At 43.7% G+C, this 13,773-nt stretch carries 9 protein-coding genes; 6 read left to right on the forward strand and 3 right to left on the reverse strand.

Annotated features, from left to right (window positions below; translation table 11 throughout):
* Window positions 1–8 precede the first annotated feature (8 nt).
* The 3 genes from FHS86_RS10895 to FHS86_RS10905 form a co-directional block, all read right to left on the reverse strand.
* The gene (locus FHS86_RS10895) at window positions 9–1,136 is read right to left on the reverse strand and encodes a glycerate kinase (protein WP_429413213.1); all 1,128 of its coding nucleotides are present in this window, start codon (window positions 1,134–1,136) and stop codon (window positions 9–11) included.
* A 95-nt stretch (window positions 1,137–1,231) separates the two neighbouring features.
* Window positions 1,232–3,472, reverse strand: a complete 2,241-nt coding sequence (locus tag FHS86_RS10900) for a transglycosylase domain-containing protein (RefSeq protein ID WP_429413215.1) — start codon at window positions 3,470–3,472, stop codon at window positions 1,232–1,234.
* Window positions 3,473–3,693: 221 nt separating this feature from the next.
* A complete protein-coding gene (locus tag FHS86_RS10905) occupies window positions 3,694–5,898 on the reverse strand; it encodes a S9 family peptidase (protein WP_429413217.1) in 2,205 nt (734 codons plus the stop codon).
* A 259-nt stretch (window positions 5,899–6,157) separates the two neighbouring features.
* On the opposite strand from FHS86_RS10905, the gene FHS86_RS10910 reads away from it, so the two are divergent.
* From FHS86_RS10910 to FHS86_RS10935, 6 genes are all read left to right on the forward strand, one after another.
* Window positions 6,158–9,343, forward strand: a complete 3,186-nt coding sequence (locus tag FHS86_RS10910) for a two-component regulator propeller domain-containing protein (protein WP_429413460.1) — start codon at window positions 6,158–6,160, stop codon at window positions 9,341–9,343.
* A 136-nt stretch (window positions 9,344–9,479) separates the two neighbouring features.
* Complete coding sequence (thrS, locus tag FHS86_RS10915; RefSeq protein WP_429413219.1) at window positions 9,480–11,429, forward strand: threonine--tRNA ligase; 1,950 nt, start codon at window positions 9,480–9,482, stop codon at window positions 11,427–11,429.
* A 91-nt stretch (window positions 11,430–11,520) separates the two neighbouring features.
* Window positions 11,521–12,018 (forward strand): translation initiation factor IF-3, encoded by a 498-nt coding sequence (gene infC / locus FHS86_RS10920; RefSeq protein WP_429413463.1) that lies wholly within the window; start codon window positions 11,521–11,523, stop codon window positions 12,016–12,018.
* A gap of 28 nt (window positions 12,019–12,046) precedes the next feature.
* Window positions 12,047–12,244 carry a 50S ribosomal protein L35 gene (gene rpmI / locus FHS86_RS10925; RefSeq protein ID WP_429413221.1) on the forward strand — a complete coding sequence of 66 codons (198 nt, stop codon included), beginning with the start codon at window positions 12,047–12,049 and terminating at the stop codon, window positions 12,242–12,244.
* Window positions 12,245–12,340: 96 nt separating this feature from the next.
* Window positions 12,341–12,688: a 50S ribosomal protein L20 gene (gene rplT / locus FHS86_RS10930; RefSeq protein ID WP_429413223.1), complete on the forward strand. Its 348-nt coding sequence runs from the start codon at window positions 12,341–12,343 to the stop codon at window positions 12,686–12,688.
* Between the two features lie 194 nt (window positions 12,689–12,882).
* Window positions 12,883–13,770 (forward strand): fructosamine kinase family protein, encoded by an 888-nt coding sequence (locus tag FHS86_RS10935; protein ID WP_429413225.1) that lies wholly within the window; start codon window positions 12,883–12,885, stop codon window positions 13,768–13,770.
* Window positions 13,771–13,773 lie beyond the last annotated feature (3 nt).

The raw sequence follows: 13,773 nt of genomic DNA on the forward strand, positions 1-13,773 counted from the left end.
ATAACAGCTTATTCAATACAATAGGTAGTTCCTATTTCTTTACCTATTTCGGTCAGCAGTCGGCGGGCATCTTGTATGCTTTCGGCTGCTGACTGTGTTTTTGCTGAAAGGGAGTAAACAGCAGTAAACAGTTTGGTTGCCAGCTGGTGGTTTTTCCCTGTGCTTCCGACCACTGCAATGACCTGTTTGTTGTGTTTTCGGGCCAGGCGGGCTACTTCGACCGGTGTTTTACCATTGAGACTCTGATCATCGATTTTTCCTTCACCTGTAATGACCAGGTCGGCAGCTAAAACAGCATCTTCGAGGTGGATCAGCTTTTTTACAAGAGCGAAGCCAGGTTTCAGTTCCGCACCTGCAAATGCCACCAGTCCTGCACCCAGGCCTCCGGCTGCTCCACCTCCCGGGACTTGGGTGATGTCTTTTTTCAAATCACGCAGAATGATGGCTCCCAAATGTTGAAGGTTTCGATCGAGCAATACAACTTGATCTGGACTGGCTCCTTTTTGCGGGGCATAAACCACTGAAGCACCATTGGGGCCGGTCAGCGGATTGTTGACATCGCAAGCTGCCCGGATCCTGATTGTTGAAAGGAGTGGGTACATCTCACTTTGGATGATGGCATCAAGTTGTTGAAGTGCGCCACCTCCATCGTTAAGGGGCAGATGGTTTTTATCAATGAATTGATAGCCAAGCGCACGGGCCATCCCGCTTCCTCCGTCGTTTGTTGCGCTGCCGCCAATGCCAATGATTAAGGTACGACAACCCCGGTTGATGGCATCGCGCATTAGCTGGCCGGTACCATAGCTTGAGGTAATCAACGGATTTCGTTCAGCGGCTTGCAGTAATTCGAGCCCCGAAGCAGCAGCCATTTCGATGATGGCAGTTTGGCTTTTGTGGTGTATGGCGTAGCTTGCCTGAATGGGGCGAAGCAGCGGATCAGCAAGCATGCAGCTTACTTTTTCTGCTCCAAGAGCAGTTGTCAGGGCATCGACAAAACCTTCACCCCCGTCGGACAATGGCATGGTTTTGATTTCTGTTTTATGGCTGACTGAAGCAATGCCTTTAGCCAGAAAAGTTGCAACTTTGCTTGCACTCAGGCAGTCCTTAAATGAATCGGGAGCAATCAGTATTTTCAAAGCAATGGGTTTAAAATGCAAATTGTTTTTATCAACAGATGACCACCGGTTTACACAAATTGAAAGAATGTAAGTGTGAAAATCGGTGGTGATTCTTAGCGCTTCCCTTTCTTAAAAAGCTTATTGAAGAAGTTCTTCACTTTTTTCTCTTCCTTGTCCTCATCTTCTTTTTCTTCATTGTTAAAGAGTCGGTCGAATAAGCCTTTCATTCCCTTTGTTCGGTAGGGAGGACAGTCGAGTTCGGCAGCAGGGTTTTCGCTTTGGCTGAATGAAGTAAGATACTGTTTTCGAAGCGTACTGTTTTTCTCAATTTCAGAAACAATCCTGCCGGCAATAGGCAGTGCCAGCGCCGATCCTGTACCGGCATTGCTCATAAAATGCATTTCGGGCGAACGGGCGCCTACCCAGCTGGCAATAACCAGCTGAGGAGTGTATGCTACGAACCATGCATTTGAATTGTTTTGCGAGGTTCCTGTTTTTCCTGCCAGTTCTGCCTTAATTCCATAACGGGTTCGTATGGCTGTTCCTGTTCCTTCGTCGATTGCTTTTTGCAGAATGGCGGTGATGGTGGCACTGGTTTCAGCTTGCATTGCCTGCTGTGGGGACTTTGCCTGATGTTGATAAATTATTTCTCCGCCTGAAGTGGTGATTTTGTCGATCATCACCAGCGGGCTTAATTGTCCCTGGTTGGCAAAAGCTCCATAAGCCCGTGCCACCTCGTACAGTGAAAGGTCGATGGTGCCCAAAGCCAGCGATGGAGCTTCAGTAACGACCGGAGGGAAGCCCAGACGGTTGCACATGCTTACCAGGGGATGATGGCCGGTTCTGAAATACAAATCAACACTGGGCAGATTCATTGAATGCACCAGGGCATACCAAAGCGCAATCGAACTATCGGGTGTTGAACTTAGATCGAAATTCTGAGGTTCCCAGTCTTCATATTCTTCATAAATATTGACTTCGTTGTTTAGATAAGTACAAGGCGTAAGACCTTCTTCAAGCGCGGTGGCATAGAGTACCGGTTTAAAAGCTGAAGCAATTTGCCGGTGCGAAAGTACCATGTCGAAGGGCAGATGCTGGAAGTTATTACCACCAACCCAGCTCAAAACCCGTCCACTTTGGGCTTCAGTGATCAAAACAGCAGCGTGCAGCATCTTGTAATAATGCCAAAGACTGTCGGCTTTGCTCATTTGGGCAGTATATATACTGTCGAAGTCAAATACTTCGGTGGCTTTTTTAAGCAGATCGTTTTCTCCGATCAGTGAATCTTTTATAGCCTTATTCTGCCATGTTCTGCGGGCCTGACGTTGTTCAAGCTCCTTGTCGAGTAGTTTTTGCATGCCCGATAAATGCGACCTTGCTGCCTGGGTTGCCAATTCGTGCATGCCGTAATGAAGGGTGGTATAAATGCGTAAGCCATCTTTCTCAATGTCGTAGCCTGTACCGTCTTCTTTGTTCGTTTGTAAAAGAAGTTCCTCAGCTTTTTTCCTGACCTGATACACAAAGTAGGCAGCCGGTGCCCGCTGGTCAATGTTTTCATAGTTAAGTTCAAGCGGAAGTGCTTTCAGACTATCGGCTTCCTGTTGCTCCAGATAACTTTCGGCAGCCATGAGTTGAAGCACGGTATTTCGCCTTTTTATGGCATTCTCGGGATAAATCCTCGGATTGTAATAGGTATTGGCTTTGAGCATGCCAATTAGTACTGCCGATTCTTCAGCTTTTAATTCGCTTGCAGGCTTATTAAAATAGCGGTTTGCTGCCGATTCAATTCCGAAAACTTCTTCACCAAAAGGAACGGAGTTGAGATACAACAGCAGGATTTCGTTTTTTGAATACTGATGTTCAATGCGGGAGGCAATGATGGCTTCCTTGACTTTGTTGACAGGAAAAGTAAAGATACCATGATTGTTCCGGCCATAAAGGTTTTTGATTAATTGCTGGGTAATGGTGCTACCACCACCACCACTTCGGTCTCTTAGCATAATGGTGCGCAGTAGTACCCTGACATAGCTGCGGGTGTCATACCCCTCGTGCTCGTAGTAGCGTTTGTCTTCGGTGGCAATTAAGGCTTGTATGGTATGGCTCGGGATTTCATCCCATTTGATATTGGTCCGGTTTTCGGCAAAATACTTTCCTATTAACTTTTTATCCGATGAGAATACCAGTGATGCTTCTTCATTGGTGATACTTTTCAGTGCCTCGCGCTTGGGGAGCGGGCCAAAAGCACCGTTGGCTACCAGTAAAATAAAACCTGTAAGCGACAGGAAAAAGAGTACAATGATTCCGGTAAAGGCAAACAGGGTATTTCGAACGATTTTGTAAGTTTTGATATTCATTTAGCAGGATTTGTATCTATTGGCTTGAGATGAATGAATACCTGTTAATAACGAAATGATTGTAAAAATAGTTTATGTTTTACTGAAAGAACAGCATTTAATTGCTCGTTGGCTTCATTCTGATCAATTTTTTTAACAATACAGGATTACTTCGATCTTGTTTGAATAAATTACTTAAAAAAATACCCCCGGATCATTCGGAGGTATTATAATGAATCAGCCTATTTTAAATGTGTTTCAAAATAATTAAAAATCTTTTGATAAAGATGAAGGCGGGTATTTCCACCGTAGATAGAATGGTTACGGTTGGTGTAGAGATGCATGTCGAAAGGCACGCCTGCCTGCACCAGCGCCTCGGCATATTCATAGGTGTTTTGCGCATGAACGTTGTCATCGGCAGTACCATGAATGACCAGTAAATGACCAGTAATGTCCTTAACATTATTAATGGGCGAATTATCGTCGTAACCAAAAGGATTTTGCTGCGGTGTGCGCATGTAGCGTTCGGTGTACACCGTGTCGTAAAAGCGCCAGTTGGTAACCGGAGCTACTGAAACACCGGCCTGAAATAAGTCAGCTCCTTTATTGAGCGAAAGCGCAGTCATAAAGCCGCCATAGCTCCAGCCCCAAATTCCAATGTTTTCAGCATCGGTATAGGGCAAAGCGGCCAGATAACGGGCTGCTTCAACCATGTCGTCCGATTCGAGTTTCCCCAACTGCATATAGGTAGCTTTTCTGAATTCTTCGCCGCGTGCAGCAGTTCCGCGCGGATCGACCGCAGCCACCACATAGCCTTGCTGAGCCAAAAAATAATGCCAGTCGATTTGCCAGCTGTCTTTTACTTCCTGCGAATTGGGCCCGCTGTATTGCGTTATTACCACCGGATATTGCTTTGATGCATCAAAACTGGATGGTTTTAACAGGTAGCCGTTCAGGCTGATTCCTTCGGAAGTGGTGAACTGGAAAAAATCGTGCTGAGGCAATTCGTAGTTTTGAAGTTTAACTTTTAATTCATTGTTGTCTTCGAGTGTCCTTTCGGCTTCACCGTTCCGGTTGTTAACCGTGACCTGCATGGGGGTGTTGCTGTTTGAAAAATAATTCAGAAAATACTGAAAGCCCTTGCTGAAAATGGCTTTGTTGAAACCTTCACGTTCAGAAAGTAGTTCCTCCTTTTTACCATCGAGACGCAGGGAATATACTTCGCGCTGTAAAGGCGTTTTTTTAGCAGCCTGGTAGTAAAAAAGTTTTTTTGAAACATCATAGCCATAGAAATCGGTCACGTCAAAACTGCCCTGTGTCAGTTGTTTTACTTTGAATCCGTTGTTTTTGTACAGGTACAGGTGTGCCCAGCCATCGCGTTCGCTTAGCACCACAAAATGTTCTTTGTCGTCGAGGTAGGTAAAAAAATCGAGAAACGATTCATCAATAAAGCGATCGTTTTTTTCTGTAAGAATAGAACGCGTGTCGCCTGTATGCGGATTGGCATAGAGTACATTCAATTCGTTTTGGAGGCGGTTCAATCTGAAAATTGCCAGATCGTTTCCGTCAGGAGTCCATTTCAGGCGGGGAATATAAATGTCGCTTTCCTCACCGGTATCGGCCAGCAGTGTTGTACGGGTTTTAATGTCGTAAAGATGAACGGTAACGGTGGAGTTGGTTTCACCTGCTTTGGGATATTTAAAAGTGTAGTAGCCCGGATACAGCGCGTTTTCTTCTTTTGAAGGAGACAGGCCCTTGTAAACTGGCATCGAAAATTCAGGCACTTCACTTTCGTCAAAACGCACAAAGGCTAGGGTCTTGCTGTCGGGTGACCAGGCCAGTGCCTTGTTGTAACTGAATTCTTCCTCATACACCCAATCGGGTACACCGTTGATGATTTTGTTCTTTTCACCATCGAAAGTTACCTGCTGTTCTGTTCCGAAGCGGATTGTTTTTATGTAGATGTTATTGTCGCGTACAAAAGCAACCCGCTCTCCATCGGGCGAAAAAGTAGCTACCTGCTGAGCACCGTATTCCGAAACCGGATATAATTTTTCGGTGTACTGGTCCCAAACATAAAAGTCGGCTGTATATGATCGACGGTATATTTGCTTTTTATTGGTTTGAATTAAAATGCGTTGTTCATCATTACTAAAGGAGTAGGCTTCGATGTACTTCACCGGGCAGTCTTCCACCTGGTCGAGCGAAAAGATGACACCCAATTCTTCACCGGTTTTATAACTGTATTTTACAATTTTTCTGCCTTCGGCTAAGGATGAAAAGTGAACTCCGTCGTTCATCGAATTAACGCCAGCTACGGTTTGTGCTTTGAAAATGTTATTGGGAACAAAGTCTTCGAGCTTTAAGGCTTGTTTTTCACTTGCTTTCAAATTAACCCCCATGAAAGTAAGTAAAAGGGCAAAAAGTAATCTTCCGGAAAATGTCATATTGTAACAGATTTTAAAATGCTCCGAAAAATACTACATTTTTATTCATTAAAAAATGGTGCCGACAACATGCAGCCTGCGTGTTTTGTTAATCCCAAAAAATTATTGTAAGTTTCCAAACTTCTTCCATTGAGTTGAAGATGTGATACGAAGGCTGGTAATTATTGCTTTAGGGGAGGTAAGTTTATCATGAAGGCCTTAAGGAAAAGGGTACTTAGTTCTTATGGAGAAAAGATTCATAACAAGCTTGTTAGCGTTGATGTTAATCTTAGCATTGTATGCGCAAACTGTTGACCTGCGTTTTGTCGATTTTGATGCTCAAAATGACCTGTCATCACTTTACATCAACGATGTTGAAGAAGATTCACTGGGTTTTCTGTGGTTTGCTTCGAACAACGGTTTATTTCGTTACGATGGTTACCAGATGAAAAGCTACCTTGCCGATGAGGGGATGAGTTATGGAATCAATGAATCAAACATTTACCGAATCTTTACTGACGCTGAAGGAGATCTCTGGATTACATTGAATTCTTATTTGTGCCGTTATGACCTTCTGACCGACTCGGTTAATGTAGTGGCCAGCGAAACAAATCTTCGGGGTTTAAACAGCCCTCATGTCTCAAACTATTACGAAAACAAGCAGGGTGAGCTTTTTGTGAGTACCGAAAATACAATTTATCGTCTGTCTTCCGATTCGCTTTATTTTAATGAAGTTTTCAGAATTACTGAAGGAGCTATCAGCGACTTTGTAATCGACGGGCAGGGTAATCTGTTGATAGCCACACTCAACGGCGAAGGTGTCATCCATTTTAACAATCAAACACTTGAATACAAGTTGCTTGCCATTCCTGAAAATCATTCTTCATCAAGGCAGGTTACCTCGCTGGCTTTATTGAACCAACACTTGTGGATTGGAACCGATGGCGACGGAATTTTGTCATACAACCTGGCAGATGGGGCTTTTAAGCATTATCCTTCGGATGATGAATATGCTTCGCGAATTAAAAGTCTATATGTCGATCGTGATGGCTTTTTATGGCTCATCGATTATACCAGTTTAAAATTATACGTTCGCGACCGGGATTTTTTCCAGGGCTATTATCCCAATAATGAATATGATTATGCACTGAAAGAGAATGTAGGGAGTTTTTTTCAGGATTCTCAGGGGAATTACTGGAGCCTGCATCATCCGGGCGGGGTAGGTTTTAGTCCGAAACCCAAAGGCTTCGACCGTTTCGATTCACACGTGAACTCGCCTTTCAGACTGACTCACGATTATGTTTCAGCTATCACAGAAGATGAGTTGGGTAATTTGTATATGGGCAATCCTCAGAATGGAATGGATATTTTTCATTGGATAAAGGGTACCACGCTTCGCTATTCGAATGAACCTGAAAATCAACAAAGCCTTGGCAAAGGTGCGGTACAGGATGTTTATACCGATTCGGAACATCGTATTTGGGTAGGCACCTACTGGGGTGGGCTGCAACAGTTTATACCCGAAACCGGGAAGTTTGAAACTTATATCCACAATGAGTCGGATCCCAGCTCGCTGGCAGGAAACGATGTTCGCTCGATGGTTGAAGACCGCGAAGGAGCTTTGTGGATTGCTATACATGGAAAGGGGCTCGATCGTTTTGATGTGGAGCAAAAGACATTTACTCATTATAACACGGTAGAACACGGGCTATCCAACGATTTTACCTTCGACGTGGCATGCGATTCAACGGGTAATATTTGGGTAGGCACAGCCTGGGGACTGAGTGTATTGAGACCAGGGAAACAGTATTTTGATTCTTTCTTATACATCGATGGCGATACAAGTTCCCTTTCAGCAAATTTAATTCACGATGTTTTTGTCGATCGCCTGAACAGGGTGTGGATTGCAACACCGAAGGGAATTGATTTGTACCTGCCCGAAAGTAATAGTTTCAAACGTTATAGTACTGGTTTTACCAACCGCAATATTGTATCGATAAGCGACGACGACGAAAACAATATATGGGTAGGAACCTACCATGGAATTTCCCGCCTAAGGCCCCAAACCGGTGAGGTGCTTAACCTGACCAAAGACGATGGTCTGATCTCCAACGAGTTTGTGCCCCGATCGGTGTTCAATAATGGTAAAAACACACTGTTTTTTGGAAGTGTGGATGGATTAACCTATTTCGATCCTCAAAAAATAAACTACAACGATCAGCCACCAAAAGTTTATTTTACCAGTTTGAAAATATTCAACAAGACCTTTAGTGTGCACAACAAAAGCGTGCTAAAAAAGAACCTCATTGTAGCCGATGAAATTGTATTGTCCCGCAAGGATAAGGTGCTCACAATCGAAGTTTCAGCCATTAATTTTGTGGGGGCACAAAACAATCGTTATGCCTGGTATCTCGAAGGCTTTGAAAATGACTGGAATCAGGCAGGAACAAAACGGGAAATTAATTATACCAACCTGAATCCAGGCAGGTACACCCTGCATGTAAAGGCCTCCAACAATGAAGGAGTTTGGAATAATGAAGGTAAAAGCATTGCAATCATTGTAGAACCTCCTTTTTGGGACACGCTGTTGTTTAAATTGACGGCAGGTTTGTTTTTGCTGTTGCTGGTGTTGTTTTACATCCGATTGCGTGAAAATAAATTGCTAAAGGAAAAAGTACTACTTGAAAATAAAGTAGAGGAGCGGGCCAGGGAAATCATAGAGCAGAAAAACAAGCTTGAAATCCAGAAACAGGAACTTCAGAAGGCCAATGACTTGAAGAATAGTTTTTTCAATATTCTTGCTCACGATTTGCGCAGTCCGGTATCATCAATAGTTCAGTTAACGCAACTGATCAAGGAGAATGGGCTGAACTACAATGACAAGGAATTTAAAAAGATCAATGATATTCTTTCTCAAACCGCTATCGACACCCAGGAGTTGCTCGAAGATTTATTGCTTTGGGGAAAATCACAGACCAACAATATTCAAATCCAGCTTGAAGAATTGAATCTTGCACACACTGTCAGTCAGGTTGTTCAAAACTTTCAACAGGTTGCATCCCGAAAAGGGGTGACGATCGTGCCCGATATTCCCGAAGATCTTACAGTAAATGCCGACAACAACAGTATCAGGGTGGTACTGCGTAATTTGCTATCCAATGCGGTGAAGTTTTCTTATCCCGATCAGCAGGTTTTCATTCGCTGTGAATTGCGCGGTACTAACATTGTTGTTGTGGTGAGGGACGAGGGAGTTGGTATGGCCCCCGCGCAGGTAAAAAACATTTTTACTTCAAAAATAAAGCATTCAGGAATAGGTACCTCGGGCGAAAAGGGTAGTGGACTTGGTTTGTCTTTGTGTTACGAGCTGGTCAAACGGATCAATGGCGATATCTGGGCTGAAAGCTCACCTAAAAAAGGAAGCACTTTTTATGTGATGATACCAGGCGGAAGTGATGTCAGTCAATAGCAAGTCGGAAAGCAACGCACTCGCTGTTTAATTCTCAGAATTTCAGAAGCCTGAAATCATAAATTATTATGGTTAAAAATCTTGAATTTATGGTAGATTCATTATCTTTGCAGACATTTTGAAAAAAGCATTGAAAATGATCAATATAACCTTACCCGATGGAAGCATCAGGCAATATGAACAGGCGATTAGCGGTTTTGATATTGCCAACGACATCAGCCCCCGGCTTGCCAGGGAAGTACTGTCGATAACTGTCAATGATGAAATTTGGGATTTGACCCGCATCATTGATGCCGATGCCCGCATCAATCTGCACAAATGGGAAGACAAGGAAGGCAAACATGCTTTCTGGCATTCGTCTGCTCACCTGATGGCCGAAGCCATCGAAGCATTGTATCCCGGTACCCGTTTTGGAATCGGACCAACCATAGAAAACGGTTTTTATTACGACATCGATTTGCCCGAAGGACAGGTAATTGCCGAAAAGGATTTGCCGGTAATCGAGAAAAAAATGCTGGAGCTCGCCCGGCAAAAGAATGCAATTGTGCGTCGTCCGGTATCGAAAGCCGAGGCGCTTGAAATGTTTGAAACAAAGGGCGACCCGTATAAAATCGAGCTGATCAGTGAACTCGAGGATGGTACCATTACCCTGTATCACCAGGGTAATTTCACCGACTTATGTCGTGGACCTCACCTGCCTGATACCAGTCCGATTAAAGCAATCAAGCTTTTAAACGTTGCAGGTGCCTATTGGCGTGGCGACGAAAAAAATAAAATGCTGACCCGCATTTACGGAATTACTTTCCCTAAGGCAAAAATGCTCGATGAATACCTCGTCTTACTTGAGGAAGCCAGGAAGCGCGACCACCGTAAAATCGGCAAAGAGATGGACCTCTTTACCTTTTCGCAGGAAGTAGGCATGGGGCTTCCGCTTTGGATGCCCAAGGGAGCACAATTGCGCGATCAGCTGGAGACTTTTTTACGTAAGGTGCAAAAACAGTTCGGATACGAACAGGTTATTACTCCGCACATTGGTAATGTGAACCTTTACAAAACATCGGGTCATTACGAAAAATACGGAAAAGATTCATTTCAGGTGATCCACACCCCTCAGGAAGGGGAAGAATACCTGCTGAAGCCAATGAACTGTCCTCACCACTGTGAGATTTTCAAGGCACGCCCACGCTCTTATAAGGATCTGCCCTTACGTTTTGCCGAATTCGGAACAGTTTATCGTTATGAACAAAGCGGTGAACTGCACGGTTTGACCCGTGTACGTGGCTTTACCCAGGACGATGCTCATATTTTCTGTACACCCGACCAGCTGAAAGATGAATTCAAAAAAGTAATCGACATTATTTTCATCATCTTCAAGGCACTGGAATTCAACGACTATACAGCACAGATTTCACTTCGTGATCCCAGGAATACTCAAAAGTACATAGGGTCGGATGAAAACTGGGAGAAGGCAGAAAAAGCCATCATTGAAGCCGCTGCCGAAAAAGGCTTGCGCACGGTAACCGAAACAGGAGAAGCCGCTTTTTATGGCCCTAAGCTCGATTTCATGATCAAGGATGCCGTAGGACGAAGCTGGCAGCTGGGAACCATCCAGGTCGATTACAACCTGCCTGAGCGCTTCGAACTCGAATATACCGGAGCCGATAACCAAAAGCACCGCCCCATTATGATCCACCGTGCACCTTTTGGTTCGATGGAGCGTTTTGTTGCTGTGCTCATCGAACATACTGCCGGAAAGTTTCCGCTTTGGCTAACTCCTGAGCAGGTGGTGGTTTTACCAATTAGTGAAAAATACAACGATTACGCCCGAAAAGTTTCAAATATTTTAAATATTTCCGATATTCGCAGCGTTGTCGACGATCGTAACGAAAAGATTGGCAGAAAGATTCGCGATAATGAATTGAAACGAATCCCTTACCTGCTAATCGTTGGTGAAAAAGAAGCAGATGAAGAATCTGTAGCTGTTCGTCGACAGGGGCAAGGCGACAAAGGCACTATGGCCATTGACGAATTTGCCCGTTTTATTAATAATGAAGTACAGGAACAACTGGCTTCAATACATCAGTAACCCGATTGTTTAACTAAATAAGGAGGACGTAGCAATAGCACCAAGAGCACCAAGAGGTAGACGAGATAAGAAAGATGATGTTTCTTATCGGATCAATTATCAAATCAGAGTTCCTGAAGTTCGACTGGTAGGAGATAACATCGAAGACCCACGTGTTGTACCTACACAGCAGGCATTGAAAATGGCCGATGAAATGGAATTGGACCTGGTCGAGATTTCACCAAAAGCAGTTCCGCCGGTTTGTAAAATCATCGATTACAAGAAGTTTCTTTATCAACAGAAAAAGAAACAGAAGGAAATGAAGGCCAAAGCAATTAAAGTAGTGGTGAAGGAAATTCGCTTTGGACCGAATACCGATGAACACGACTTTCAATTCAAACTAAGGCATGCCGAAAAATTTTTACAGGAGGGTGCTAAGGTGAAAGCCTATGTATTCTTTAAAGGACGATCCATCCTTTTTAAAGAACAGGGAGAAATCCTGTTGCTCAAACTGGCACAGGAACTCGAAGAACTGGGATCACTAGACCAGATGCCTAAGTTAGAAGGCAAACGGATGACAATATTTATTTCACCTAAGAAAAAGAAATAATTAGGAAATCATTTAAAAAAGCAGAATAATGCCGAAAATGAAAACTAATGCCGGGGCTAAAAAACGTTTTAAGCTAACCGGTACAGGTAAAATTAAAAGGAAGCATGCTTTTAAAAGTCATATTCTGACCAAAAAAAGCACGAAGCAAAAACGCAACCTTACTTACTTTGGCGTAGTCGACAAAGCCGACGAAACCAACGTAAAGAAGTTGCTTGCTATGAAGTAATCCTTTTAAAAAAAGTAAAATTAGTAATTAACCGAGTGAATTAGCCTGAAAGAGCACGCACAAAGCGTGACGCTAACCACTCTAAATTTTGAAGTTATGCCAAGAAGTGTAAACAACGTTGCATCACGCGCACGAAGAAAAAAAGTGCTGAAGCAAACCAAAGGAAATTTTGGTTCGCGTGGAAACGTTTGGACGGTAGCAAAAAATACCTATGAAAAAGGTTTACAATATGCTTACCGCGACAGAAAGAAGAAAAAAGGTAATTTCAGGGCCCTCTGGATTCAGCGTATCAATGCTGCAGTTCGCGAAGAAGGTCTGAACTACTCAACTTTCATGAACTTGCTTAAGCAAAATGAAATTGAGATCAATCGTAAAGTATTGGCCGATTTAGCAATGAATCACCCCGAAGCTTTCAAAGCGATTGTACAGAAAGTGGCAAAATAAATTCGATTACTTAGGTGAAATATATAGGAGGCTGTCTTAAAAGGACGGCCTCTTTTGCTTTAACTCTTTCCGGACATACAGCAGGAAATTTTTTTCTATGCGGTGAGAATTTATTTTTATCAGCATGAAATTTTAGAGCTGCTTCGCCTGGACTTTTTTTTGTTATTTGAAAATATCTTCTTTAATTTTCAAACATGAACATTGAAAAGCAACTACTGAAGCATCTTCAGGAAAAATATTTCGGGAAATTCTCGCGGCCGCTGAATATTCAATCAACACAAACCATCGGTGGAGGATGCATCAGCCATGCTATGAAACTCGATACCAACCAGGGAGCGCTTTTCCTTAAGTGGAACAGTAGCGGTTCCGATGATCTCTTTCTGCGCGAGGCCGAATCGCTCAACGAATTACTCAAAACGAGGAATGAAGTACTTGTTTTCCCTGAGCCCATACTGGCCGAAAAAATTGGTCAGCTGCCGGGATATCTGCTTACCAGCTACCTTGAGCCGGGCAACAGAGGCAACGATGATGAACAACTGGGTCGCGGTCTGGCGCTCTTGCATCAATACCGAAGTGCTGAATTTGGCTTTCACCAAAATAACTACTGCGGGGCGAGCTTACAGGACAACAGTCCTAAAAAGAGCTGGATCGACTTTTACAGCCAAAACCGCATAGGCAAACTACTCGAAAATATCAGGGCTTCGCGTACATGGTCGGCAAGTGATGAGAAAACTGCTGAGAAATTTTTGCAGAAAGTACCGGCCCTGTTGTCGCATCCTGTTCAACCTTCGTTGATTCACGGCGATTTATGGTCGGGTAATTACCTGTATACAGGCAAAGGACCTGCCCTGATCGATCCCTGTGTGTCGTATTGCGACCGGGAGTTTGAACTGGGAATCATGACGATGTTTGGTGGCTTCTCGCAGCGTGTTTACGAGGCCTACAACGAAACAGATCCTCTGCCAGCCGGATGGCGCGATCGCAACCTGATTTATCAGCTTTACCATGTGCTGAACCATTATTTGCTGTTTGGCGGTTTTTATAAAAACCAGGCCATCGACATCATGAAACGCTATCTCTAATTT

The sequence above is a fragment of the Roseimarinus sediminis genome, assembly GCF_050433125.1.
Classification (GTDB): Bacteria; Bacteroidota; Bacteroidia; order Bacteroidales; family Prolixibacteraceae; genus Roseimarinus; species Roseimarinus sediminis.

Bases quoted from the DNA above. Each gene is read 5' to 3' on its own strand.
- FHS86_RS10935 (WP_429413225.1), top strand. From the start codon at position 12,883: ATGAACATTGAAAAGCAACTACTGAAGCATCTTCAGGAAAAATATTTC.
- rplT (WP_429413223.1), top strand. From the start codon at position 12,341: ATGCCAAGAAGTGTAAACAACGTTGCATCACGCGCACGAAGAAAAAAA.
- thrS (WP_429413219.1), top strand. From the start codon at position 9,480: ATGATCAATATAACCTTACCCGATGGAAGCATCAGGCAATATGAACAG.
- FHS86_RS10900 (WP_429413215.1), bottom strand. From the start codon at position 3,472: ATGAATATCAAAACTTACAAAATCGTTCGAAATACCCTGTTTGCCTTT.
- rpmI (WP_429413221.1), top strand. From the start codon at position 12,047: ATGCCGAAAATGAAAACTAATGCCGGGGCTAAAAAACGTTTTAAGCTA.
- FHS86_RS10910 (WP_429413460.1), top strand. From the start codon at position 6,158: ATGTTAATCTTAGCATTGTATGCGCAAACTGTTGACCTGCGTTTTGTC.
- FHS86_RS10905 (WP_429413217.1), bottom strand. From the start codon at position 5,898: ATGACATTTTCCGGAAGATTACTTTTTGCCCTTTTACTTACTTTCATG.